The 24,849-nt window shown below is 68.4% G+C and carries 24 protein-coding genes; 10 read left to right on the top strand and 14 right to left on the bottom strand.

What is annotated here, in order from left to right; translation table 11 throughout:
• Window positions 1-30 precede the first annotated feature (30 nt).
• The 4 genes from VGK20_13855 to ligA form a co-directional block, all read right to left on the bottom strand.
• Entirely contained in the window at window positions 31-594 is a 564-nt protein-coding gene (locus VGK20_13855) for a 2'-5' RNA ligase family protein (protein HEY2775126.1), read from the bottom strand.
• A gap of 79 nt (window positions 595-673) precedes the next feature.
• Window positions 674-1,672: a phosphotriesterase-related protein gene (locus tag VGK20_13850; protein HEY2775125.1), complete on the bottom strand. Its 999-nt coding sequence runs from the start codon at window positions 1,670-1,672 to the stop codon at window positions 674-676.
• A 70-nt stretch (window positions 1,673-1,742) separates the two neighbouring features.
• The gene (locus VGK20_13845) at window positions 1,743-2,027 is read right to left on the bottom strand and encodes an acylphosphatase (GenBank protein HEY2775124.1); all 285 of its coding nucleotides are present in this window, start codon (window positions 2,025-2,027) and stop codon (window positions 1,743-1,745) included.
• On the bottom strand, window positions 2,024-4,108 hold the full coding sequence (gene ligA, locus VGK20_13840) for an NAD-dependent DNA ligase LigA (GenBank protein ID HEY2775123.1): 2,085 nt from the start codon (window positions 4,106-4,108) through the stop codon (window positions 2,024-2,026). Before ligA ends, VGK20_13845 begins: the two co-directional genes overlap by 4 nt.
• Window positions 4,109-4,306: 198 nt before the next feature.
• Between ligA and VGK20_13835 the strand changes: the two genes are divergently transcribed.
• Window positions 4,307-4,645: a ComEA family DNA-binding protein gene (locus VGK20_13835; protein HEY2775122.1), complete on the top strand. Its 339-nt coding sequence runs from the start codon at window positions 4,307-4,309 to the stop codon at window positions 4,643-4,645.
• Between the two features lie 124 nt (window positions 4,646-4,769).
• Here VGK20_13835 and VGK20_13830 read toward each other — a convergent pair whose 3' ends face one another.
• Window positions 4,770-5,171, bottom strand: coding sequence for a response regulator (locus tag VGK20_13830; protein HEY2775121.1), 402 nt, complete (start codon window positions 5,169-5,171; stop codon window positions 4,770-4,772).
• Between the two features lie 249 nt (window positions 5,172-5,420).
• Between VGK20_13830 and VGK20_13825 the strand changes: the two genes are divergently transcribed.
• The 3 genes from VGK20_13825 to VGK20_13815 are packed head-to-tail and all read left to right on the top strand — an operon-like array spanning window position 5,421 to window position 7,727.
• Complete coding sequence (locus VGK20_13825) at window positions 5,421-6,497, top strand: phosphotransferase family protein (GenBank protein ID HEY2775120.1); 1,077 nt, start codon at window positions 5,421-5,423, stop codon at window positions 6,495-6,497.
• 16 nt (window positions 6,498-6,513) lie between these two features.
• Window positions 6,514-6,951, top strand: coding sequence for a hypothetical protein (locus VGK20_13820; GenBank protein ID HEY2775119.1), 438 nt, complete (start codon window positions 6,514-6,516; stop codon window positions 6,949-6,951).
• Entirely contained in the window at window positions 6,948-7,727 is a 780-nt protein-coding gene (locus VGK20_13815; GenBank protein ID HEY2775118.1) for a hypothetical protein, read from the top strand. Before VGK20_13820 ends, VGK20_13815 begins: the two co-directional genes overlap by 4 nt.
• A 188-nt stretch (window positions 7,728-7,915) precedes the next feature.
• Here VGK20_13815 and VGK20_13810 read toward each other — a convergent pair whose 3' ends face one another.
• Window positions 7,916-9,052 carry a hypothetical protein gene (locus VGK20_13810; protein ID HEY2775117.1) on the bottom strand — a complete coding sequence of 379 codons (1,137 nt, stop codon included), beginning with the start codon at window positions 9,050-9,052 and terminating at the stop codon, window positions 7,916-7,918.
• Window positions 9,053-9,144: 92 nt separating this feature from the next.
• Between VGK20_13810 and VGK20_13805 the strand changes: the two genes are divergently transcribed.
• Window positions 9,145-9,708: a THUMP domain-containing protein gene (locus VGK20_13805; protein ID HEY2775116.1), complete on the top strand. Its 564-nt coding sequence runs from the start codon at window positions 9,145-9,147 to the stop codon at window positions 9,706-9,708.
• 22 nt (window positions 9,709-9,730) lie between these two features.
• On the opposite strand, the gene VGK20_13800 is transcribed toward VGK20_13805, so the two are convergent.
• Both VGK20_13800 and VGK20_13795 read right to left on the bottom strand, forming a co-directional pair.
• Window positions 9,731-11,179: an alkaline phosphatase family protein gene (locus VGK20_13800; GenBank protein HEY2775115.1), complete on the bottom strand. Its 1,449-nt coding sequence runs from the start codon at window positions 11,177-11,179 to the stop codon at window positions 9,731-9,733.
• 2 nt (window positions 11,180-11,181) lie between these two features.
• Window positions 11,182-12,204 carry an alcohol dehydrogenase catalytic domain-containing protein gene (locus VGK20_13795; protein HEY2775114.1) on the bottom strand — a complete coding sequence of 341 codons (1,023 nt, stop codon included), beginning with the start codon at window positions 12,202-12,204 and terminating at the stop codon, window positions 11,182-11,184.
• 237 nt (window positions 12,205-12,441) lie between these two features.
• Between VGK20_13795 and VGK20_13790 the strand changes: the two genes are divergently transcribed.
• Together VGK20_13790 and VGK20_13785 are read left to right on the top strand one after the other, a co-directional pair.
• Window positions 12,442-14,004 (top strand): hypothetical protein, encoded by a 1,563-nt coding sequence (locus VGK20_13790; protein HEY2775113.1) that lies wholly within the window; start codon window positions 12,442-12,444, stop codon window positions 14,002-14,004.
• Window positions 14,005-14,086: 82 nt separating this feature from the next.
• Window positions 14,087-14,479 (top strand): DUF4079 family protein, encoded by a 393-nt coding sequence (locus VGK20_13785; GenBank protein HEY2775112.1) that lies wholly within the window; start codon window positions 14,087-14,089, stop codon window positions 14,477-14,479.
• Window positions 14,480-14,569: 90 nt separating this feature from the next.
• Here VGK20_13785 and VGK20_13780 read toward each other — a convergent pair whose 3' ends face one another.
• The 6 genes from VGK20_13780 to VGK20_13755 form a co-directional block, all read right to left on the bottom strand.
• Window positions 14,570-16,006: an amidohydrolase family protein gene (locus VGK20_13780; GenBank protein HEY2775111.1), complete on the bottom strand. Its 1,437-nt coding sequence runs from the start codon at window positions 16,004-16,006 to the stop codon at window positions 14,570-14,572.
• On the bottom strand, window positions 16,003-17,790 hold the full coding sequence (locus tag VGK20_13775; GenBank protein HEY2775110.1) for a hypothetical protein: 1,788 nt from the start codon (window positions 17,788-17,790) through the stop codon (window positions 16,003-16,005). The genes VGK20_13780 and VGK20_13775 overlap by 4 nt, the downstream gene beginning before the upstream one ends.
• 81 nt (window positions 17,791-17,871) lie before the next feature.
• Window positions 17,872-18,678 (bottom strand): ankyrin repeat domain-containing protein, encoded by an 807-nt coding sequence (locus VGK20_13770; GenBank protein HEY2775109.1) that lies wholly within the window; start codon window positions 18,676-18,678, stop codon window positions 17,872-17,874.
• Window positions 18,679-19,044: 366 nt separating this feature from the next.
• Window positions 19,045-20,274 (bottom strand): acyl-CoA dehydrogenase family protein, encoded by a 1,230-nt coding sequence (locus tag VGK20_13765; GenBank protein HEY2775108.1) that lies wholly within the window; start codon window positions 20,272-20,274, stop codon window positions 19,045-19,047.
• Between the two features lie 43 nt (window positions 20,275-20,317).
• The gene (locus tag VGK20_13760; protein HEY2775107.1) at window positions 20,318-21,403 is read right to left on the bottom strand and encodes an acyl-CoA dehydrogenase family protein; all 1,086 of its coding nucleotides are present in this window, start codon (window positions 21,401-21,403) and stop codon (window positions 20,318-20,320) included.
• On the bottom strand, window positions 21,400-22,056 hold the full coding sequence (locus tag VGK20_13755) for a TetR/AcrR family transcriptional regulator (protein ID HEY2775106.1): 657 nt from the start codon (window positions 22,054-22,056) through the stop codon (window positions 21,400-21,402). Before VGK20_13755 ends, VGK20_13760 begins: the two co-directional genes overlap by 4 nt.
• 120 nt (window positions 22,057-22,176) lie before the next feature.
• On the opposite strand from VGK20_13755, the gene VGK20_13750 reads away from it, so the two are divergent.
• The 3 genes from VGK20_13750 to VGK20_13740 all read left to right on the top strand — a co-directional run.
• Window positions 22,177-23,304, top strand: a complete 1,128-nt coding sequence (locus VGK20_13750; protein HEY2775105.1) for a carboxymuconolactone decarboxylase family protein — start codon at window positions 22,177-22,179, stop codon at window positions 23,302-23,304.
• 31 nt (window positions 23,305-23,335) lie between these two features.
• Window positions 23,336-24,283, top strand: a complete 948-nt coding sequence (locus VGK20_13745; GenBank protein ID HEY2775104.1) for a hypothetical protein — start codon at window positions 23,336-23,338, stop codon at window positions 24,281-24,283.
• Window positions 24,273-24,849: RNA methyltransferase (locus VGK20_13740; protein ID HEY2775103.1), on the top strand; the 577-nt coding region annotated here is incomplete at its 3' end. The genes VGK20_13745 and VGK20_13740, both read left to right, overlap by 11 nt.

Below are 24,849 nucleotides of genomic sequence, written 5' to 3'. Positions count from 1 at the left end.
CGCCCGCAGCAACGTTCAGGTCCGCGCGCCTCAACCCGGCGAATCGCCGAGCTCGATGCTGCCGACCGTACGGAACTGCCGCACGCTGCGGTCCTCGCTCCACGTGTAGAGCGCAATTCTTTCCAGGCGCACGCACGGGGCACCGAGGTCGACGCCGGCCAGCCATTGCCGCGCCTCGTCCCTCGCGGCGCGATCGGCGCGGCGTCCCGGTCTGGCGATCGTCACGTGCGGCAGCGGCGGCCTGTCGTCGCTGCGCGCGCCGGCAAGCTCGCACATGCGACCGCGCACCGCGGTGATGGCTCCGGCGAGCACCCGCTGCGGATCCGCGACGATGCTGCTGAACGCGCTCGCGCGGCGGGGATTGCCCATCGCGCGCAGCGGGCCGAGCACGACGTCGAGCGCCGCCGCCGGCCACTGCGCTGCCACCTCGAATGCCGCGTGCGCGGCGTCCTCGGAGACCGGGCCGAGAAAGGCGACCGTCACGTGAAGGTCGGATGGATCGAACAGGCGAACGGACGGCGGCGCAGGCGGCACCCGGGACCACCACCCGCCGGCCTCGACCGGAAGGGCGACGAACCAGTTCGACCTGCTCAAGCGTCCACCGCAGTTTTGCGCCACCCTTTCCTACCGCACGTTCGCGCGGCACTGGCGCGCCGCACGCCCGCGCTGCCTGTCAGGCCAGCGCCGGCAGCGGATCGCCGGCGAAAAAGCGCCGCGGATTGGCCACGAGCATCGTCTCGATCTGCTCCCTGGTCGCACCGCCTTCGATCAGCTTCGGTACGATGCCGGTGAAGAAGTGCGACGGCGTCCACACGGCGAGCATCTCGGCGAACATTTCGGTGTTCGGGATCGGCTCGCCGCGCCAGCACCACACCGAATCGTGCGAGACGACGACGCGCGAAGCGGCGCCCTTTTTCAACAGCGCCAGCAGCGAAGCGACGCGTTTGGCGTCCGGCTGCAGGACCTCGAGGCCGAAACGGTCGAACCCGAGGTAGGAGCCGCCGCGGACGATGTTCATGTGGTAGTCGTGGTCGTCGGTGCCGCAGGAATGGCCGATGATGATGCGGTGGGCCGGCACGCCGTTTTCGGTCAGGATTTTCTGCTGCTCGTTGCCGAGCACGCCGTGGTCGGTGTGCGTGGTGATCGGCGCGCCTGTTTCCACCGACGCCTTCGCTGCGGCGACGAGGATGTTGCGCTCGTAATCGCTGATGGCCGGCTGGCCGGTGGCGACCTTGATGATGCCGGCCTTGATGCCGGTGTCGCCGATGCCGACGGTCAGCTCGCGGATGAAGACTTCGGCCATCGCATCGGCCCCGGAGCCGAAGTTTCCGCGGAATTTCCAGTACGGTGCGCCGCCTTCGTCTTCCTTGTACAGCCCGGTCGCGCAGATGACCTGGAATCCGGTTCGCGCTGCCATCTCCGCGGCAAACTCGACGTCGCGCCCGAGGTCGTTGGGGCAGGGATCGAGCATCGTCGTGACGCCGTGGCCGCGCATCTCGTCGATGCGGTCCTTGCACATCGCGATCATGTTGTCGCGGCGCGGGCCGGGACGCACGGTGTCGGACTCCCAGCCCGGATAGCCGATGATCATGTGCTCGTGCATCAGGGTAGGGCCGAGATCGGAGACGGCGACGGGGCCGGTGACGGTCTGGACGGTGGTCTGCGTGGGCATGTCGATCCTCCTGTATGAAGCGCTGCACGAAGCGCTGTAGGAACCCGCTGTACGAACCTGCGCGCTGCGATCAGTGCAGCACGCGGAAACTCTTCTCGGACGCGACCGGCTCCGCGTTCGATTGCACTTCGAGCACCCGCGCCGCCGAAGGGCCCTCGTGGCACCACTTCTCCAGCTCGCGAACGGCCGCCGATTCGCCTTCCAGAACGGCCTCGACGCTACCATCGGCGCAGTTGCGGACCCAGCCGCGCACGCCGAGGCGCTCGGCCTGCTGCCGCGTCGCCTCGCGGAACCATACCCCCTGGACGCGGCCGCTGATGACGAGGCGCAGCCGCAGAAGCTGGCCGCCCTTCACGTGCGTCCGAGCAGCTTCATCAGCTCGCCCTCGTCAATGACGGCGACGCCGAGCTTTTCGGCCTTCGTGAGCTTGCTGCCGGGATCGGCACCGGCGACGAGGTAATCCACTTTCGCGCTGATCGACGATGCGACGTTGCCGCCGGCGGCCTGGATCAGGTCTTTCGCGCGGCTGCGGGGAATCGAGATCGATCCGGTCAGCACCACCGACTTGCCCGCCAGCGGGCCGCTCGTCGTAGCTTCGGCGACGGTGGGCTGCACGCCGACGCTGCCGAGCTCGTCGATCATCCGGCGGTTGGCGGGATCGTCGAAGAAGAGCCGGATCGAGGACGCCATCTCGCCGCCGACTCCGTTGACGTCGGTCAGCTCTTCGCCGGTTGCCGCCGCCAGTGCGTCGAGAGAACCGAAGCGGCGCGCCAGCACGCGCGCAGCGGTCTCGCCGACGTGGCGGATGCCGAGCGCGACGATGACGCGGTCGAGACTGCGCTGCCGGCTCGCTGCGATGTTCGCGACGATCTTCTCCGCGTTCTTCGTGCCGACGCGGATCGCCTTGCGCGCCCGCACCGGCGCAGCCTCGTCATCGTCATCTTCGTCGCCTGCGCTGCGCTCGGGCGTGCGCTCGAGGTCGGCCAGCGTCGCAACGTCGAGGTGGTACAGGCCTGCGAAGCTCGTGACGAGCCCCTGCTCGACGAGCTGCGCGACGACACGGTCGCCGAGGCCGTCGATGTCCATTGCTCCCTTGGATGCGAAATGGCGCAGCGACTCGCGAAACTGCGCCGGGCACTGGCGATCGGTGCAGCGCCACGCGGCCTCGCCCTCGATGCGGCCGACCGGAGAGCCGCAGGAGGGGCAGTGCGACGGCATGCAGAATTTCTTTTCGTTGCCGCTGCGGCGCTCGACCAGCGGCCCGACGACGTACGGGATCACGTCACCGGCTCTTTCGATCGTCACGACATCGCCGATGCGGATGTCCTTGCGCTCGATCTCGTCCATGTTGTGCAGCGACGCTCGAGAGACGACGACGCCGCCGAGCGCCACCGGTTCCAGCTCTGCCACCGGAGTGAGCGAGCCCAGGCGGCCGACCGACGCCCAGATTTCCCGCACTCGCGTCACGGCCTGGCGCGGCTTGAACTTGAACGCGACCGCCCAGCGCGGCGACCGTGCGACTTCGCCGAGCGCTTCCTGCTGCGCCGCCGAGTCGACCTTGACGACGACGCCGTCGATGTCGATCTCGAGGTCGTCCCGACCCTGCTCGTGCCCGGCGTGGTAGGCGGCGACCTCGTCGATCGAGCCCAGCGTCTGCGAGTCGGGCGATGGCAGGAATCCCCACGCGCGCACCGCACGCAGGAAGTCGCTGTGCGAATCGAAACCGCGCGGTTCGACGAGCCCGTGGCTGTGCGCGTAGAACACGAGCGGCCGTGAAGCGGTGATGGACGCATCGAGCTGGCGAAGAGACCCGGCCGCTGCGTTGCGCGGGTTGGCGAAGACGTTTTCGCCCTGCTCTTCGCGCTCGCCGTTGAGTCGCGCGAAATCGCGCTTGCGGATCACGACTTCGCCGCGCACCTCGATGCGCTTCGGGAAAGGGCGCCCTTTGGCGAAAGAGAGCGACGCGGGAATGCTCTTGATCGTCCTCGCGTTGGCCGTCACGTCTTCGCCGGTCGTGCCGTCGCCGCGCGTCGCCGCTCTTGCGAGCCGGCCTTCCTCGTAAAGGAGATTGAGCGCGAGCCCGTCCAGCTTCGGCTCGACCGCGTAGCGCACGTCCGCGTTCGGCAGCGCCTTTCGCACCCGCGCGTGGAACTCCTCGAGACCCTCGCGATCGAACACGTTGGCCAGCGACAGCATCGGCCGAAGGTGCGGCGACGGAGCGAAGGTCGTCGATGGGCGGGCGCCGGGCCTCTGGGTGGGCGACGAAGGATCGTCGAGCTCCGGGTGCGCGCGCTCGAGCTGCTCGAGCTCGCGGAACAGGGCGTCGTACTCGGCGTCGCTGACCGTTGGCGCGTCGCGCCGGTAATAGGCGTCGTTGTGCTCCGCGATCGTGCGCCTCAGCTCGAGGATGCGGCTTCTTGCCTTGCCCGCGGCCACGGCGGTCCTCTAACACAGGACAACGGCCGAGCCACCCGGCCGGAAGCTGCGCCCGCGTCCCTGCAAAATCGCCGCAGGCCGGCGCGAAGTGATGACAGCGATGTCGTTGAGACGCGGCGTTCCCCTGGCGCATTGTCCGCATCGAAGCGGGCAAGGCTGCGGCCCGAGCGCGCTTCCACTCAACAGGAGGAAACGGGAATGAACCGATTCGGATTCGACAGGAAAACGGTGGCAGTCACGATTGCTCTCGGCGCGCTGCTCGCGGCGTCGCACCCGGCGCTTGCGGCGCCGACCGGAGCCGGCGCGACTGCTCCGGCAGTCGGCGCGGCCGCCGATGCTTCAAGGGTGGACGTCAATACCGCCAACGCCGAACAGCTCGCGAGCCTGCCGGGCATCGGCGCGGTCAAGGCGGCCGCGATCATTGCGGAGCGCGAGAAGAAGCCGTTCATTTCGGTGGACGACCTGGTGCGGGTGCGCGGAATCGGTCCGCGCATGGTCGAGGATCTGCGCGGCAAGGTGTCGGTGTCGAGTCGCTGAGAGGATCGTCGCGCAGAAGGTGCTTCACCCGCGGCCTGCGCAGCTGGAGCTGTGCCGGGTTGCGGGTGAAGCGTCGGCGATGGTCGCCGGCTCGGCGGTGTCCGGGGGCGCCGGCGCGGTCGCGTCAGTGGACGTCGGAAAGTATGTGCGCGATCGTCTCGACGAGCTGGCGGGGACGGAACGGCTTGGCGAGAACGGGACACCCGAAGCGCTCGGCCTCGTGGCGTCCGGGAAAGCTCATCAGGTCGCCGGTGACGACGGCGCTGTGGCGCAGCAGGTTGGGCCTCAGCTCGCGAAGCTTCTCGAGCAGCACCTCGGCTGTTTCGCCGGCGAGGTTCCAGTCGAGGACCAGTGCGTCGAAGTCGCAGCGACCGAGCCAGTCGATCGCTTCGCTGGCGCTCGCTGCGTCCTGAACGGTTGCACCGGCCACGCGCAGGATGGTGGCCGTCATCGAGCGGATATCGGGATCGTCCTCGACCACGAGCACCGATCCCTTCAGCTTCGGGCGGACCGCTGCCGCGCCCATTGGTGCCGGTCCAGGGGCCATGGCTGGCGCAGGGGGGGGAGGTGGTTCCGTCATCGCCAAGAGCATCTCCGCAGCAGGTCACTATGCCGGGTCCGGGTCTGGCGTGCCAGCAGGTATGTCGGGGCGTGCCGCCATTTCTCCCCAGCCGCGCAAAGGGCGGATCAAACGGCTGCAGCGCGGTTCGGCGACATTGTAAGCCCGCGGATGCTCGGGCATAACTTCGGCACCCGGGCCTTCCGCGCCTCCAAGATGGAACTTTCCCCGGACCTCGACCGCCACAGCGACCTGCGTCCGCGCCTCGAGCGTTACCTCGCCCGTGTCACCGGCGACCCCGGCGCTTCGGTAGAGGATACTCGTCGCCACACCGAAGGCTTCTCGCTGGAGACCGTTTCGTTCACCGCTTGCTGGCGAGACGGCGCGGGCGCGGCCGAGCGTCGGCGCCTCGTGCTCCGGCGTCAGCCTGCCGCCGGTCTCCTCGAGCCCTACGACCTTCGGCCGCAGGTTGCCGCGATGCGTGCGGTCGCCGGCGCCATTGCCGTTCCGCCGGTGCGCTGGTTCGAAGAAGACGCGTCCGTGCTCGGTGCGCCGTTCTACGTGATGGATTTCATCGACGGCGACGTTCCCCTTCCGGTGCTGGGGAAGGACGGGAACCCGCCGATCGCCGACGCCGCCGAGCGCGAAGCCCTCGCGCGCGACCTCGCCTGCAACCTTGCCGGTCTTCATCGCTTCGACTGGAAGTCCTCGCCGCTCGCAGGCTTCGACGCACCCCGCGGCGCCCGCGATGCCGCAAGGCGCCAGCTCGAGGTGTGGCGCGGATACTTCGAGCGTTCGCGGTCCGGGCCGGAGCCGATGCTCCACCGGGCATTGCGCGAGCTGGAACACCGCGCCGCGGCTCTTCCAACGGACGGTCCCGTCACGGTCGTGCACGGCGATTTCCGCACCGGAAACTTTCTTCGCCAGGGTGGTGTGGTGCGCGCCGTGCTCGACTGGGAAATGGTGCACCTCGGCGATCCGGTCGAGGACGTCGCCTGGGCGACGAGCCGCCTCTGGCGCGGGCAGAGCCGCCTTGCCGGAGTGCTGGTTGCCTGCGCCGATTTCCGGCGCATGTACGAAGAGGCCGGCGGCCAGCCCGTCTGCCCGGCGCGCTTGGCGTTTTATGACCTGCTGTCCGGTGTCAAGATGGCCGCCATCATGCTGACCGGCCTTCGCGCGTTCGCCGACGGTCGCACCGACGACGTGCGCATGGCGATCTTCCGTCACCAACTCTCGGGAATGAACCTGATTCTTGCCGAATCGCTGGCAATCATTCCTTCGCTGGACTCGTGAAGAGGAACCACTGCCCGTGATCGAGCCGGACCGCACCATCGAAGGAATCGTCGCTGCGCTGGAGAAGTCGGTGCTCCCGTCCCTGGCGAGCGGATTTGCGCGCGGCCAGCTGTTCGCCGTGCTCGAGGTGCTCGGCGGATTGCTGGGACAGTTGTCGTGGGGAGGCCCCATCGCCGAGAGCGAAGCCGACTCGCTCGTCGAGCTGATGTCGGCCGTATCACCGTCTCTGGGCGGACCGATCGCGGCGCGGGTTCGCGACTTCGCGGCAGCGCCGCCGCTCGCGGTGGCCGAGCGCATCGCGACGGGACGCGCCCTGCTGTGCGAGCTCATCGATTCGGGGCTGGCCGATGACGGTGAGCTGCGCAGTGCCGTCGATTCCCACCTGGCCAACGACACGCTGAGAAGGGCCATGGCCCTTCGCCCGAGCCGCCTCGCGGAGATATCGCAGGGATGAGCGGCGATTGCGCAAGTCTGGCGGCGATGCTCGTGGCCGTCGCGCTCGCAATGTGCGAGCCGCGTTCGGCTGCGGCCGAGGGCGTCTCTGCCGATCGCGGCGCCGTGGCGGCTGCACCGGCAGCCGTCGTTGCGACAGCGCCGGCAGGCGTCGTCGCGACTGCACCGGCAGGCGTCGTCGCGACTGCACCGGCAGGCGTCATCGTGCGCAATCCGGCGCGGCCGGTCCCCCCGCCCGTTCCTGTCACCGGCGCAAGCGGCGGCGCTGTTCCCGCTGATGCGACAGCTGGTGCGTCATCCGACCCCGCAGACAACGACGCGGAAGCTACCGTCTCGCAGCAGGCTCCCGCTGACGTGGCACCTGCGAAGGATTCGATCCAGACGATCGGCGCCGACGACACGAAAATCGAGCTCGTCGATCACGGCGACACGTGGTCGATGCACGCCGAGAACGTGAATGCGATCGCAATCCTGCGCGGCTGGCACGAGGCGGGCGGCCCGGACGTCGCCACCAAGTTCGACCTCGATTATCCGTTCACGCTTTCGGTGCACCACCTTACGCCCGAGCTCATCGTCGAGCGCATCCTCGATGGTCGCGGCTACACCCTTCACTACAGCCCGGGCGGACGCCTGGTGCTGGTGCGGGTCTACAGCCCCCGCCCGATGACCGGCTACAAGACCCCGCGCCTCGTCGAGAGCCTGGCCGCGTGGCGCGAAACCGAGACACCGGCGGCAGCAGCCTCCGCTCCGACGGCGAACGCCGAGCAGAAACCGTAGTTTCGCGCTGACGCGCGGCGCGCATCGCGGCGCGTGCAAGCGCCGCGTGTTGCCGCGCGTGCAAGCGCCGCGTGTTGCGGCGCGTGCAAGCGCCGCGTGTTGCCGCGCGTTCAGGCGCCGCATGTTGCCGCGCGTTCGAACGCCGCGCGTGTGGCTGGGCCGTCCAGGCGCCGCGTGTTGCCGCGCCCTCAGGGAAGCTGATACAGCGCGATCGACAGCGGCAGGGAGTCCGAGGTCGTTTCCCTGGTGCTGCTCGACGGCAGCAACGGCGGTGTGCCGTCGCTGTCGAGCACGTACGCGTCGATGCGGTTCAACCCGGCCTGGGCCACGTACAGAATCCCGTCGTGCAGGATGAGGCTGCTCGGAAAGGAAGCCGGGTCGGCAGTCGTCCTGAAGTACGGCAACTCCTCGGGCAGCGTGCCGCCGGCGTTGACGTGGAACAGGTCGAGCTCCCCCACGCTGTAAGCCGCGCCGTACAGGATGGGCCCCTCGACGAGGAAATTCGGGTAGTACTGGTCGTTCTTCGTGCGCGACTCGTAGTCTCCGGGCACGAAGCCGCTCGTCTCCAGACGGTACTCCCGCACGCTCTTGTCGCTGGCGGAAGTCACGTACAGGAACGGATGGTGGATCACCATGTGGTCCGGCAGCGAGACGCTGTCGCGCGGGTTCTGGTTCTGGGCCTTGATTGGAACCGTTCCGTCTCCGCGCAGGATGAACATGTCGATGAACTGCGTTTCGCGCGACGACGAGTAGAGAAACCCGCCGTCGAGCGCGATGGTCGAGAAGTCGGCGGGAAATTCGCCGTTGCCCGAGGAGGTCGCGTCCACCGGAATCGTTCCGTCCGCCCGGATCACGAAGGACTGGACGAGCCCGATGCCGGCGGCCGCGACGTAGAGGACGCCGTCGCGCACCTCGAGCTCGACCGGATCGTAGTCGGTGCGCGTCAGCGAGCCCGAAGTCGGTACTGCCGGCAGGGAGCCGTCGGCGCCGAGAGTGGCCGAGATGACCCGGTCGTGCAGCGTCGCGTACAGGACGCCGTTGGCGACCGTGACTCGGTTCGGCGACGAATCGACGAACATCGTGCTGAACGGCCGGGCCGGCATCAGGCCGTCGGTTCCGAGGCGGAACGCGTCGATGCGGTTGCCGTGGTTTTCGGCGGCGTAGATGACCAGGTTTCCCGGCGGGGCCTTGGTAGGTTTGCCGGGAGTAAGGAAGCTCGAGAGCCCACCCCCGGTCCCGCAGGACGCCAGCAGGGAGCCGGCGGAAACGGCCGCCGCCAGAACGATACGTTGCGCGGCCCTGGCCGCTGGCTTGGAGAACCGCATGCGGGTGGATTAGCCAAGGACAGGGCGCCTGTCCAATGCCGAGCTGCGCGCGCCGCATTGCCCCTGCGACGCTGGCAGGGATAATCCGGCCGGTGGCCAGGCGTGACGACGAGGACTGGAACGTCCTGGTGATCTGCTCTCGCGGCCGCACCGGCGCGGCCCTTTCGCTTCTCGCGAAGATCGGGCGCTTTCGAACCGGCGGGTTTCCCCAGGTCCTCATCGGAACGGTGGCGCGAAGCGGGTCGGCGGCCGGTGACGGGCTCCTCGAAGGCATCGAAGAGCTCGCGGCGGCCGATCCTCCGTGGCCGGATGCCGTCGACCGGGTGCTTCCCGTCGAAAATGCCGTCTCCTTCGTCCGCGACGACGTCACCGAGACGCTGTGCGAGCACTTCGAGCCGCTGGCCGCGCGCCTGTGCGGAAAAACCTTCTACGTGCGGAGCCACCTTCGCGGTCTCAAGGGGCGCATCGAGCACCCGGCGGTCGAACGGGCGCTCGGCGATTTTCTTTACGAGAAGGCGTCCAGCGCCGGCGCCGCACCGAAAGTGAGCTTCAAGGACCCCGATTTCATCGTTGCCGTCGAGGTCGTGGGGCGGCGCGCCGGTTTTGCGTTCCTGTCGCGCGAAGTGCGCAGTCGCCCGATGGTGCGCGTGAAATGAGCCGTGTGCCGCGCAGTCGCGGCTACTGCAGGTATCCGAGCGAGCGAAGCTCGTCGACGCGCTCCGCGTCTTCTCCGGCGGACGTCCGGTAGGGCCGCCGCGCCGCGGTCCACGCCGGGTCCGTCCACGTCGGGATTTCCGACAGGGGATGCGCGGCGAGGAAAGCAGGGTCGAGCATCGACGTCAGGACGTGCCCGTCCATGTCGGCGCCGCGAGGAAGAGCGAGCAGGGCGAGCAGCGTCGGGGCCAGGTCGAGCACGCTGCCGCTGCGCGCGACGTCGTCGATGCGCGCAGGGTGCACGGCGGCGGTGCGACCGGCAATTCCGGGACCGATTGCCGCCAGGAACGCGTCGCGCCCGGCCGAATGGCCTCCGGTGCGGATCAGCGGCCCGTCCGTGCGCTCGAGATCGACCGGACCGGCCGGCCGGAATGCACCCATGCCGTGGTCGCTGGCAACGAGGATCGTCGCTCCGGGACCGGCGGCTTCGCGGACGCGGCCGACGAAGCGGTCGATGCTCTCGTACGCCCGCGCGAGGACGTCGCCGTAACGCTCTATTTCGGCGGCCGGAGGCGGCGAAGAGAAATCCCCGGGGCTCGTCCAGCGCCAGAGCCGGTGACCGAGGACGTCGGCGATGCCGAGATAGACGAGCACGACGTCGCAGCGATGCGGACTGGACAGGAGATCGAGCGCGATGTCCTCGTACGCGGCATCCGCCGCGAGCGACCAGCGGCTGTGCACGGCGACTTGCTGCATCGCCGGCGGCCACGACGAAAAATCACCGTAAAGCTGCTGCTCGACCGCAGGAATGCGCGACGCGGAGCTTCGCGCGATCGCAAAGAAGTGCTCTTCGAGATCGGAAGGGTATACCTGGCCGGATTTTCCCGGCTCCAATCCGCCCTTGCGCGTGCGCTCGCGCTCCAATCCGGGAGCGGCGCCTGTCTGCGCGACCATCACGCCGCGCAGCGGGTCGACCGGATAAGTCATCCACCACCCGACGACGCAGGAAGAAAGACCGCGCTCGGCGGTCATGTCCCAGATCGCGCGCACGCGGCGGTCGCGGCTGTTGAACAGGCGGCCTTGCGCGGCCGGGTCGGCGGCGTCGCCCTGGACGAAGCCGAGGATCCCGTGGCGCTGCGGCACGACGCCGGTCGCAATCGACGTCCAGATCGGCGGCGACAGCGCCGGCTGCAACGTCGTCAGCCGCGCCGAGGATCCGTTCTCGATCATGCTTTGAAGCTGCGGCAGCCGGCCGCGCGCGACCAGATCGAGCACGAGCCTCCACTCGAGTCCGTCGACGCCGACGAGCACGAGCGGCCCCGGACGTACCGGGTTCGAGGCCGCAGGAACCTGGCTCGCGACAGGTTGCGCCGGCGGCGTCGACGAACCGGCCGGCGAACGGTCGCAGGAGGTCGCGGCAGCGGCTGCCGCCGCGAGAACGACAAAACCGAGAAAACGGTGCGCCCGGCGCAAGCTCAACCTTCCGCCGGAGCCAGCATGACCTTGACGGCGCCGCTCGCCTTGTCGGACGCCGTCTCGAACGCGCGCTGGACATCTTCGAGCGCGAACGTGTGCGTGACGAGGGCGCGAAGCGCCTGCGCGCGATCGGCGATGACGTCGAGCGCAATCGCGAAGTCGGCCGCGCCTCCCGGCGGATGATTGTAGACCATCGATCCGACCATCCGCACTTCCTTGAGAATCATCACACCGGGATCGAACACCGGAGTTTTCTCGAAAAGACCGACGACGACGACAGTGCCGCCGCGCGCAACTGCGAGCATCGCATCGCCGACGGTCGAAGCGGTTCCGCCGACCGTCTCGATCACGACGTCGGGTTTTTCGCCCGAAGGCCGAAGCTGCTCCGGATCGAGGATCTCGTCGGCGCCGAGGGCGGCAGCGAGCTTTTTCTGCTGGGGATGGCGAGCACTGATTGCGACGTACTCGGCGCCGAGGTGACGGGCAGCGGCGACGGCAACCAGTCCGATCGTCCCGGCTCCGAGCACGAGCACGCGCGAGCCCGGTCCTGCTCCCCCGAGGCGTGCGGCATGGACGCTGACGGCCATCGGCTCGGCCAGCGCGCCGAGAGCGAAGTCCAGCGATGACGGAAGCGCGAACAGCGCGTAGTCCGGAACGACGATTGCCGAGGCCATTCCTCCGGGCGCCGTGACGCCGCTCAGCGCGAGGCGGCCGCACAGGTGATAGTTCCCCGCCAGGCAGTGGCGGCAGTCCCCGCAGCGACGCAACGGCTCGACCGCGACCCGGTCTCCCTCGCGCACGCCGCGGGCTCCGGGTCCGACGGCATCGACGATGCCGCTCATCTCGTGTCCGGGGCAATCGAGCGGAAGCTCGGCCCGTCCGCGAAACGCATGCAGGTCGCTGCCGCAGATGCCGCAGCGCAGGACGCGGACTCGCACCTCGCCCGCGCCGGGAGCGCCAAGCTCCACCTCGCGCACGCCGATGCGTCCTGCAGCCTCGTAACGGGCCTCGATGCCTGTCATGGGCGGTTCCTAGCGGCGCCGGGGGCTGCGCGCAAAAGTCGGTGCGCGCCGCCAGGCTCTGCCGGCACGAAAACCGTCCGTGAGCCTGCGGCTGTCCACTTCGCGATGGAGTCGATTCGGCCTCGCATGGGGTGGGCCGGTGGTCTAGCATTGCGCCGGGTCGCCCTCGCTGCCGGTCGGTGCGCGTCGCGCGGCCGTCCCGTTTTGCCAGCGTTGCGCCCGAAAGGAGCATCCCGCATGGCTTTCTGGACTCGCACGATCGCCAAAGGCATCTCGATTCTCGCGCTTGGCGTCCTGCTCGCCGACTGCGGCGGGGGCGGGGGCGGAAACGCCGTCATCGTCCGCCTGTTCTTCGGGATCAACGGCTCCGGAGCCTGCGACGCGGTGACGGTCGACCTGGACCTCCATGACGCGAACGCGGTGCTCAACCACCAGGGCAACGGCGATCCGGACTGCGCGATCGCGACCGGCCTCGGCAACGCGGGCTGCCATGCGACCTTCACCGAGCTCAACGGTGGAGATTCCCTGCGCGCGACGATCAACGGGTGCCTGATCCCCGCCGTGAGCACGCTGTTCCAGTGCGGCTTCCTCGACGTCGACGCTTCGCGCCTGAACCAGGACACCGACGCGCAGTGCACCTGCCACAGCGTCGCAGGCTGCGACCCCAACCCGCCGATCTGCGTCAACGCGGACTCGAGCCCGGGCTCGTGCGAGAACTGCAGCAACGGCGTGGATGACGACGGCAACGGCCTCATCGACTGCAACGATCCGAACTGCAAGGACGCCCCGAACTGCAAGTCGTCGGGAACGACGACGACAGTGAGCGGCACCACGACGACGAACACCAACGGCAACGAGACCACGACGACGACGAACAACGTGACCACGACCACGATCGGGCACGGCGGCGACGCCTGCACGCTGACCTACCGGCTCGTGGACGACGTCAAGGTGGGATCGCTGCAGTGGGATACCGACTACAGTGCCGCGCCCGGGCAGATGCAGGGCGTCGGCGCCAACGTCGTCTGCAGCACCCTGGTCCAGGGCGCGCTGGCGGCCTTCGATGACAACGACGCGCAGAAAAAGCTCAGCTCGGGACTGGTCAGCCTGAGCGGCATCCAGGGGCCGACCGATCTTGCAGAGTGCAATTTCGTCGCGACGACCATTCCGACCCTGCAGCAGTTCGTCGTCACGGTCACGGATGCGACCGATCCGGACCTCAACGACATCACGCCGTTCCCCGACGTCATCATCTCGAACATCGACTGCATCCCGGTGACGACGACGACGCTGCCTGGTGGCCAGACCACCACGACGACGACCCAGGGCGGCGGCCAGACCACGACGACGCAGGGCGGCGGCGGCCAGACCACGACGACGGTCCAAGGCAGTGGGAGCACGACGACGACGACGATGTTCGACGGCGTTTCCTACGGCGTGACGTTCCGCCTGACGGCATCGAGCGCCGGCCTCGGGGCGCTGCAGTTCTCCGTGAACTACGCGAGCGCGCCGGGAAATTTCATCGGCAGCGACGACCAGGTCGAGTGCACGAGCCTGATCCAGGGTGCGCTGTTCGCGCCGGACGACAACGATGCCCTGCACAAGCTGACGCTGGGTTACATCTCGCTGGACGCGTTCTCCGCGCCGGTCGACGTTGCCCACTGCAACTTCACGGCCAACAGCGCGGCCGACATTCCGGTCGGCAGCGACTTCGTCGTGACGGTCGACGACGCGAGCGACCCGGACGGTGGACACCAGACCGCGACAGTGGGAGTGAACCTCCGGCAGGGCGCCTTCTGAACGATCGTGCCGCAGGCCGGCTACGGGACGACGATCCCGTCGCCGGCCGCGGGGCCCGCCTGTTCCCGTCGCTCGGGCTGCGATGATCCCGTACCTCCACCCGATTCTTGCGGGCTTCGTCCTGGTGCTGCTCGCCTACGTCGCATCGCTCGGCGTGCTCGCGCGCAACGATCGTCGCCACCGCGCCCAGCACCTGCGCGAGCATTCGCTGCTCGCTCCGTGGATGTACGCGGCAGTCGTCGTCCTCTGGTGCGCGGGACTCGGCGTGAACTGGGCAATCGCGCGGCCCGGAGAGGCTGCGACGAGCACGCATTTCAAGATCGGAACGGGGCTGGTGGCCACGCTCTCGGCCGCGGCGCTGGCGTCGCGCTGGATGCACATACGCTCGGTGCGCGCGATCCATCCGTGGATCGGGGCGCTCGCGCTGCTGCTCGCGGCCGCGCAGGTGGTGTACGGGCTCCAGCTTCTTCCGTAGCGCATCATTGGCGCCGACAGGCGATTCGCTGCAGATCCCGCGGGCCGGCCCGAAGTCCGCCAGTCGTCCTTTGCTACAAAAATCGTAGCGCTACAATTTTTGTAGCAGGCTGGGAATGTCCCCGACTCTCGGCATCACCCGTGCCGCTGCATCCTGGATCGGCGCCAGCGGCACCGTGCGCATTCCCTCGACGATGCGGCGGCTCGATTCCTGAAGCCGGTCCGACAACGACGGCCAGTCGACGCCGACCAGGCGTCCGTTTCGCTTGACGCAGCGGCCCGCGACGAAAACGGTGTCGACGTCGCCCGCGTTCGCGCCGAGCACCACTGCGGCGACTGCATCGATCGCCGGCGTCATGTGGATCGCGTCGGTGCGGATCAGGATCACGTCGGCCTGCTTGCCGGACTCCAGCGTTCCCGCGAGCGACGAGAGCCCGGCAGCTTCGGCTCCGCCGCGCGTCGCCAGGTCGAGCACGTCGCGTGTCTTGATGCGGATTTCGCGCGGGGCGCGGCCGCACTTTTCGTATCCGTCGTTTTCGACGGCGCGCGAGCCCTGCAGGCAAAGCCGCATCTGCGAAAACATGTCTCCCGAATAGTTCGACACGATGTCGATGCCGAGCGAGCTGCGCACGCCGGCCTGGCGCGCACGCATCGCGACCGGAAAGCCCATGCCCATCTGCATCTCGGTCTCGGGCGTGGCCGAAACCGCCGCGCCGCTGTCGCGCATGCGCGCAAGCTCGTCGTCGGTCAGCGCGGAGCCGTGCACGAACAGCAGGTCCTCGCCGAGCAGCCCGTCCTTGCCGAGGCGCTCGACGATGCGCCCGCCCGAGTCGTAGGCACCCATCGCGACGTGACACGAGATGCGGCGGGCACCGAGCTCGCGTGCGAAGGCGATTTCGGCGACGTTGGCCTCGTAGGGCTGGGCGTCGATCTCCGTCGGTGCAAAACCCATCACGACGCGGCCGTGGTCGGATGAGAGGACGTCGCGGCGGATGCGGCGCGCATCTTCGAGTCGCCATCCCGCGCGAAGACCCGCGCGAGCGCGGTCTTCGCGGTACGAAGGGCTTTCAAACAGGCCGTAGCAGAACACCGAGCGGATGCCCGATTCCACAAGGCCCTGCACCGCCGCGTCGCCGTGCTCGGGCGTGTGCAGGATGTGGCAGTGATCCACCAGCGTCGTGATGCCGGCATCCAGCGCTTCGAGCGCCCCGACGTGGTTGCCGAGCCAGACGTCCTGCGGCTCGTAGAACGCCGAGTAGACCAGGCGCATCTGCGTGAAGTAGTCGAACAGGCTCCAGTCGGCCGCCACGGTGCGAAGCTGGGTCTGCCAGACGTGGCGGTGAGTGTCGACGAAGCCCGGCAGCACGATCATGCCGGCGGCGTCGATCGTCTCGGCGTCCTCGCACACGAGCGACGCACCGACGGCTTCGATGCGATCGCCGCCGATCAGGATATCCAGCGCCGATTCGCGGGAGCCGGGCGTCATCGCCAGCACCCGGCCACCGCGGATCAGCGTGCGCCGGCTCACTGCGGCGTCGCGGGCTGGCTCTTCGACGTGGAATTTCCGGCTGGTGACGTCTTCGCAGCAGCGTGTGAGTTTGCAGTCGTCCTGCCGGCGGCGCCCCTCGAACCGGGCAAGCACGCGCAAGGCGACGTGATCTTCGCATCGGCGCCGGCCCAGACTTTTTCGAACTGGCTCTGGTACCGCTCGGCCTGGGGCTTCCTGTTCTGGCGGCGCAGGCTTTCGGCCAGGCCGTAAAGCGCCCACCCGTCATTCGGCAGCCTGTCGAGGTCCGCACGGAAAACCTTTTCGGCTTCGCCGCTGCGGCCGGCGTCCAGCAGCGTGGCACCGAGCGTGTGGCGCGTCGGCAGGATCCACGAGGGAGGCTCGTCGTAAGCGAGCTTGTCCTCGGCGGTCACGGCCTGGCGAAGCAGCGCCAGCGCAGCGTCGCGATGGCCTTCGCGGTACGTGATTTCGCCGTCGAGCACGTGGTCGGCGACGGGAATGAGGTCGGACACCTTGTTGTTGCTGAATTGCGCGTCGGCGGGCAGGGCCGCGGCGGTTTTGCGGAACTGGGCAAGCTCCGCGCGCGCGGATTTCGTGTCACCCTTGGCCGAGAACGCAGTTCCGCGCGCGAAATGCCGCATCGCGCGGCCGAACGGGAAGGCCGCGCCCGGCTCCGGCGTCTTCAGCACGTCGTCCCAGAGTCCGAATCGCACGCGCACCTCGATCGGAAGCGAAAGATAGCCGTCGGCAATCGGCGCGAATTGCTGGGCCCAGCCCGGCGGAATCGTCGAGGCCATCGTGTCGATCGCCTCGAGGGCCTGCGACTGGCGACCCGCCATCATCGCCGCGTATGCGAGCATGTGGTGGTTGTGCAGCATGTACAGGCCGTAGAAGCCCTGGTGCGGAGAGATCGCGCGGTAACGGTCGTCGGCCTTGATCGCTTTCTGGTTGGCGACGACGGCTTCCTTCCAGCGCCCGCGGCGCACGTCGATGTGGCTCGGCATGTGCACGAGGTGGCCGAGGCCCGGCGTCAAGTTTCGCAGGCGATCGGCTGCGACGTCGGCGCGCCCGGGATCATGCGACGCTTCGACCGCGTGGATGTACAGGTGCAGCGCGAGCGGATGGTTCTGGTTTTCGGTCATCACCGTCTCGAGCGTCGCCAGCACTTCTTCGGTGCCGGGCTGTGGCTTGCCCTCGGGCGTCCACTGGTTCCACGGCCTCAGGTCCATCATCGCCTCGGCGAACAGCGCGCCGACGTCTGGATCGTCCGAGTGGTTCTTCCACACCTTGCGCATCGCATCCGCATACGCCTGGTCGAGCCTGGTGCGATCGGCGGGCGCGGGATCGGCGTAGCGGGAATCGAGTGCGTCGATCAGGTCCTTCTCGGTCGCTGTTGCGTGCTTCTTCGCTTCCTTGCGTGCACGCTGCCCGGCGTCCCACGCGGTGCGGCTCGCTTCCGGCGTCATCGACGGGTTGTTGATGTGGGGGCCGCTCGCGATCGAGATTCCCCACCATGCCATCGCCGCGTGCGGATCGAGCTCGCTGGCCTTGCGGAACGAGCGGATCGCCTCGTCATGGTTGAACGCGAACAGGAAGGCGAGGCCCTGGTTGAAATAGCGCTGGGCCTTGGGCGACGACGTCGTGATCTTGCGCCCGGTCTTGCCGAGCCCTTCGAAGAACGGGACGTTGCCGACGGGACCTGACAAAGGCCCCGGCGGCGCCGGCGCGTGAGTGGCTGAGCAGGAAGCGACGAGCGTCACTGCCAGAAGCAGCGCGCACCGGCGCACGAGATGCCGTGGTTGCATCGACGGGCTCCTTTTTAACGGGCTCTGTCTTTGTGAACCACGTCCCGCGAGGCTGCGCAAAAAGGCCCGGATGCCGGGGGGTCAGTCGACTCCGCCGTGCTCGCGCAGGAGCGCGACGACCTCGTTCGCGTCGCCGGAGGCCTTGGCATTGCCGTCCAGCGTCAGGCTGGACGCGGACTGCTCGGCAACCCGAAGCGCCGTCGAGCCATCCGCCGCGCGGATGTTCGGTTTCGCCCCCGCATCGAGAAGCGTCTTGGCGACGTCGGCGTACACCGACAGGGGCGGTACCCGCCGGCTGGCCACGAGATGCAGCGGAGTCTGGCGGTTGCGGTCGAGCGCGTTCGCGTCGGCTCCGGCCGCAAGCAGCATCCTGGCCAGCTCGACATGGCCCCACGCGGCAGCGGCATGAAGCGGCGTCATGCCGTCCTCGTCGCGCGCGTTGACGTTGGCACCTGCGGCGAGCAGCACCGAGGCCAGGTTCGTGCCGCCCTTGATCACTGCCGAATGCAGCGCGGTCTCGGCGTGGGCGCCGGCGGCGTTGACGTTGGCGCCCGCGGCAAGAAGGACCCTCGCGACCGTCGGCTGGCCGGCGTCCACTGCCACCTTCAGCTCTTTTTGCAGGTCGCAATTGCCGTCCTTGCGGCACCAGTACATGTGCTGCTTGACGCTGGCGACGTCGCCCCTGCGAGTCGCATCGTCGAGCGACCGGGCAGGCCGCGGCATCGTCGTCGGCTCGCCGCTGGCCACTGCCTCGTGCACGACTTCCTGCACGATCGCACGCGGCCTGCTCGTCACCACGTAGATGATCCACAGGTTGACGAACGACGAGAGGATGACGGCGATCGCGAACAGCGTCGCGATGTGCGGGCGTCCATTCACGCGCCTCATGGTCTAACGCCGCGGCGTTCGAGGCAATATGGTTGCAGCGAAACATTGGACGCGGCGCGAGGACTGCTCATGCGTCAGCGGCAGTGACACGACGGTGCAACCGACTGCGGTCGGTTCGCGCACGCAGCGCGGCGCCCGGCAGATCGCGCAGGAAAATGCGCGTCGCATCGTGGGAATGGCAGGCGCGTTCGGGTGGCCCGGATGCCGTGATCGCGGGCTTGCGCGCGGGCGCGCGGGCGCGCGGGCGCGCGGAAAGGATACGGCCGGTCGCGCAGCGCAGCGCAGATTTTTGGCAAATCTAAAAGTGCGTGGGCGGGCGAGGACGGCGGCTTCGGGCGCACGCCGTGCGCCCGAAGCCTCGTGCGATCAGTTCAGCTCGACGCTGGTGTAGCCGAGCACCGCGCGCGCGATGATCAGCTGGTTGATCTGCTGGGTGCCTTCGTAGATGTCGGTGATCTTCGCGTCGCGCATCCACTTCTCGAGCATCTGCTTGCGCGAGTAGCCGAACGCGCCAGCCAGCTCGACGCACTTCTGCGTGATGCGCGTGACCGCCAGGCCAGCCTTGGCCTTGGCCATCGACGCTTCCTTCGAGTTGCGCTGGCCGCGGTCCATCATGTTGCAGGCCTTCCACGTCAGCAGGCGCGAGGCCTGGAGCTGGGCCTCCATGTTCATGATCTCGCGCTCGAGCACGGTCTGGTCATAGGCGCTGACCTCGTAGCGGATCGTGATGCCGGCCTCCTCGAGGGCCTGCTTGAGAAACTCGAGCGAGGCGCGCGCGACGCCGATTCCGCTGGCGGCCACGATCGGCCTCGTGCTGTCGAACGTGGCCATGACGCCGCCGAAGCCGGCGCGGGAGTCCTTCTCGACGATCTCGGCGGTGCCGAGGATGTTGTCGGCCGGGATGCGCGCGTTCTCGAACACGATCATCGCCGTGTCGGAGGCGCGAATGCCCATCTTGTCCTCGATCTTGGTCACGGTGACGCCCGGGGTGCCGGCGGGCACGATGAACGACTTGATCGCGGCGCGGCCCTTGCTCTTGTCGAGGGTCGCCCACACGACGACGAAGCCGTCGGACTTGTCGAGGGCGCGGTGTCCCGATGTGCAGAAGATCTTGGTGCCGTTGAGCACCCACTCATCGCCGTCGCGTACGGCAGTCGTCGCGACCTGCTTGGAGTCGGAGCCGAAGTGGGGCTCGGTGATCGCCATCGCTGCCCAGCGCGGCTTGCCCTCGTAGAAGGTGCCGAGGTAGCGCTGCTTCTGTTCGGGGGTTCCGACGGCCTGCACGGCAGCGCCGCCGAGGCCGGGGTTCGGGATCGACAGGTAGAGCCCCGCATCGCCCCACGCGAGCTCCTCGATCTGCATGCACGCGAGCAGCGTGTTCTCGGAGCGGCCGTTCTTCTTGCCGTTGCCCTGGGAACCCATGCCGGTGGCGTCGCGGTTGCCGCGGCTGATGTCCCACATCGACTGGAAGAATTCCCACGGATCGGTGTGTTCCTGCTCGTCGAACTGGCGAGCGATCGGTCGCATCATTCCTTCGGCGGCCATGCGGGACATCGCGATTCGCGACTGTGCTGCTTCGGAGAGGGAGAAATCCATGGATGCTGCTCCTGCTGGGGTCGTGGCGGAGACCCGTGCCGTTTCAGACGCTGGCAATGCCTTCGAAGATCGCGAAGCCGCGCGCGTTTCGCGCCCACATCTCGACCGGATGATCGCGGATGAAGCCGTGGCCTCCGAGCACCTGCAGCCCGTTGTCGGTCACGGTCATTGCCATGTCGCTGCTGTAGCGGTGCGCGATGGCGACTTCGCGCGAACCGTCGCCGCCCTGGTCGAGGTTCCACGCCGCTTCGAAGTTGAGCAGCCGCGCCGCCTCGGTCTCGGTGGCCATGTCGGCGATCATGAACGCGATGGCCTGCTTCTGCGCGATCTTGACGCCGAACGCGTCGCGCTCCTTGGCATACGTGATCGCGTAGTCGAGCGAGGCCTTGGCGATGCCGACTGCCATCGCCGACTGCGCCACGCGCGAGCGGCGCAGCATCGGCGTCGCATCGCCGCCGAGCCTGGCGGAGGCCGGCACGCGGCAGCCGTCGAGACGGATCTCGTAGGTTTCGAGGCCGCGAAGTCCGAGGTTCTTCTCGCGCTCGCCGATGGTGAGGCCGGCAGTTCCACCCGGCACGACGAACGCGCCGATGCCGCCTTCGGCCGCAGCGTAGACGACGATGTGAGGCGCCGACGCGGCCAGCACGACCTGGCACTTGGTGCCGTCGAGCACGTAGTCGTTGCCGTCGCGGCGCGCGGTGGTCTTCATCTTCGTGAAGTGGAAGCCGAGCCACGGCTCGACGACTGCGGCCGACCCGGGTGTGAAGCGCTCGGACATGTAGATCGGAAGGATGGCCTTCTTCTGCTCCTCGCTGCCGAGGCGAAGCACCGGATCGACGACCAGGCGCGGCGACAGCAGGTGCAGGGCGATCGCGAGGTCTCCTTCGGCCAGGCCTTCGGCGACGATGGCGCCGGTCACGGCCGACGGATCGCCCGAAGCGTAGCCGCCGTAGCTTTCGGGCACCGAGCCCTGGATCAGGCCGAGGTCCCAGGCCGTGCGGACCAGGGATTCGGGGATGACGCCGGTTTCGTCGGCCTCGCGCGCGGCGGGCCGCAGCTGCTCGGCGGCAAAGGTCGTCACGGTCTCGCGGATGAGCTGCTGCTCTTCGTCGAGCTCGAAATCGATCATGGCTGAAGGCTCCCTTGTGCCGGCGGATGCACGCGCCGCTCGGCGTCGCGCTCCCCGCGCAGGTCGTTGCAAAGCTGGTCGATGAAGGTCGCGAGCGTCTGCTCGAGGTGGAAGCGGTCGGGGTCCAGGTAGTACTGGGTCTCGGCCCCGATCACGGCGCTCGTCAGCGTCGCGGCCACCGAGTCGGCGTCGGCATCGCGGCGGAACTGGCCACTGTCCTGGCCGGCGCGGACGATGTTGCGCAGGAATGCGCGAAAGCGCCGCATCATCCCGCGCATCTCCTCGAGAAGAGGATCGTGGGTGTCGATGGCCTCGACCATCAGCTTGATGGCGAAGCGGGGCCGGTCGTTCGAGATCGCGTGCTCGATCGACACGCTGACGACTCGCCGCAGCGCCTCTTCGGCAGCCGCGCCCTCGCAGGCCTTCTGGACCCGGTCCTCGAACTCGCCGACACGGTCGGCGACGGCGGCCGACAGCAGGTCGTTCTTGTCCTTGTAATGGTAGTAGATCGCGCCCTTGGTGACGCCGGCCTCGCGCGCAATGCGATCGATCGACGTGCCCTGGTAGCCGTACCGCGAGAAGCAGTCGATGGCCGTTTCCTTGAGGTCGGCGCGCGCGTCTTCGCCCCGGCGGGGCCTTTCGATCCGCGACATACCGATCGTTTAGTACGAACCCTTCCCCCCGTCAAGGATTTTTTACCGTTCTGTCAATATAACGCCCCGCCGGGGGAAGATTTGACTGACGGGACCAGCCCGAGAATGCTGCGCCCGCCCATGGCCTACATCCGCCACATTGCGCCTTCGCAGGCCGGAGGACGCCTGGCCCAGGTGTATAAAGAGGTGCGCGCCGAGGTGCCTCGGGTGCCCAACCTCCTGCAGGTCTTCAGCCTCAGGCCGGAGACGATGGAGGGAGTGTACCGCCATTGGATGGCGCTCATGTGGAGCCGGAGGATATCCCGGCAACTTAAAGAAATGCTTGCAGTCTGCGTCTCGGTCGCGGCCCGCTGCGACTACTGCGCCGACGCCCACACGATCTACCTGCTGGCCAGCGGCATGGACGGCGACCGGGCGCGCGACCTGAAGACCCACCTCGCCGATTCCGACGGCCTCGGCGAGCCGGCCCGCGAAGCGCTGCGACTGGCGATCCGCCTGACCACCGATCCTCGCAGCATCAAACCTGCCCACCGCGCCGCGCTGGCAAAGGCGTGGCCGATCCTCGAAGAGCGGATCGAGATCGTCGCGGTCATCGGCGCCTTCAACAGCGTGACGCGCCTTGCCAATTCGCTGGGCGTCGACTCCGAGATCCCGGCGCCGCTTCGCCGCTTCGAGGCCGGGCGCCGCGGCGCCATCGGACTGCTGGCCCGTCTGGCGTCCTTCAGCATGAACATGGACGAGAAGTCGCTGCCGGGAGAGCCGCCGGAAGCCGACCAGGCCTCGCTGCGCGAGCTTTTCCTGCACCAGCTCGGTTTCGCGTCGCTGCCCCCCGGATTCGACCTGCTCGAAGCCTGTCCCGAGGTCTTTGACGCCCAGCTCCGCGTCATAAGGACGGCGGCGGCCGTCATGCCGCGGGACCGCTGGATCCGCATCGGCCTGGTCGTCTCGCGCCTTGCGGGCTGCGATTATTTCTCGGCGAGCTGCGGCGACTGGCTGCGTCAGAGGTCGGAAAACCCGGCCGACGTGATCGCCGCCGCCGAAGGATCGCCGTCGAGCCTGCCCGAGGTCGAGCACGCGTGCCTGCGTTTTGCGAGGGACGTCACGCTGCACTCGCACACGATCACGGGAAGCAGGATCCAGGAGTTGCGCCGGGCTGGCCTCAGCGACGGGGCCGTCCTGGACCTCGCCTACGTGACGGCTGTGTTCAACGGGCTCGTTCGCTTGGTGCTCGGTCTGGCGCCCGATTAAGATGGGCCATCCTGTCCAAGGGGCCCCAGCCGTGGAATCCGCGCAGATCTCCGGAAAAGTCTTTCGCTTCCTGTCGACGATGCACCCGTCGCTGTCGAAGCCCGAACGCAAGCGCTACGCGGAGTTCGACCCCGACAGGTGGTACCCGTGGACGGCCGACATCGCCGGCGAGTTCACCGACCTCATGCGACGCTCCCCGCGCGACACGAGCTTCGCCCGAGGCCTGGCGTACGCGGCTACCAAGGGGCTTCCCGAGGATTCGCGCCTTACGGCAACCGAGGTTGTCGCGGGGCTTTCGACGCTTCCGTCGGCCTTCGTCGATTCCGCGGGAAGCGGTTTCGATGTGAACATGCAGCGGCCCGGATTCGCGGAGGTTTACTACCGGGGCATGCCGGGCTTCGCGAACGTCTGCATCGCGATCATCGGTGAGCTGACCCAGCGCCTGCAGGCCGTCGGCGCCCGCGGCCTCGACGTCAAGCACGCCGAGGGCTGCCGGCTCCAGGGCAGCGACGCGTGCAAGTTCGAGGTTCGCTGGACCGCCGATCCCGGCGACGCACGAGCGCCGGCGGCGACCGCGGTCGAAAGACCGGTGGAGCGTCCGTCCTCTGCGCTATACGAGACCACTTCGGAGAGGTCTTACGAGCGATCGGCCGCGGCGCCCGAGCCGTCTCCGAATCCGTGGCCTTCGATTTCTCCTCGACCTTCGGCTCCGGCAGCTGCCCCGGTGGCAGCAGCGGCACCCGTCACTTCCAACGCAGCGTCCGGAAGCGCCGAGGATCTGTTCGAACAGCTCCGCGGCCGCCTGGCCGATGCCGAGCGCCAGAGCGCCCGCTACGCCGAGCTCGAGGCGCACATCACCGCTCTCGAAGCGCACTCCGCCGAGCTCGAGGGCGCGCTGGCGGCGGCGCGCTCGGATGCGGATTCGGCGCGCCACGCGCTGGCCGATCTCAAGCGACGCCTTCGCGACCTTGTCCAGTAGCGACCGCGGCGATGCCGGCGGGCCAACCCGCCGCAGCGGCGAAGCTGGCGGGCCAATCCGCCGCGCCGGCGATGCCGGCGCGCAAAGCACCGCGCGCCGCAGCGGGCTGCGCGTCGTGCTCGTCGAGCCGAGTCGGGGCGCCAACGTCGGCGCGGCCTGCCGCGCAATCAGCAACATGGGCGCCGGCGAGCTTTTCATCGTCGGGGGGCAGTACGACGCCGAAGAGGCCAGGCGCACCGCAGTGCATGCCGGCGACGTGTTCGATTCACGCCGGCATGTCGATTCCATTGCGGAAGCCGTCGCGCCGTGCGCGCTGGTCGTCGGGACGACGTCGCGGAGCAGGCCGTGGAGCATTCCTGTCGTTTCGGTCGGCGAGGTTTTTGCGGACGCGCGGCGGCGCGGGCTTGGCGCGGCGCAGGTCGCGATCGTCTTCGGTCCGGAGGACCACGGGCTGACCAACGAGCAGCTGGCGCGCTGCCATCGCGTGGCTTTCATTCCGACTGCGTCCGAATACTCGTCGCTCAACCTCGCCCAGGCCGTCGTCGTCTGTCTCTATGAATGGCTCC

It is taken from the genome of Candidatus Binatia bacterium (genome assembly GCA_036493895.1).
Classification (GTDB): Bacteria; Desulfobacterota; Binatia; order UBA1149; family CAITLU01; genus DATNBU01.
This window is presented reverse-complemented; position numbering and strand designations above follow the sequence as displayed.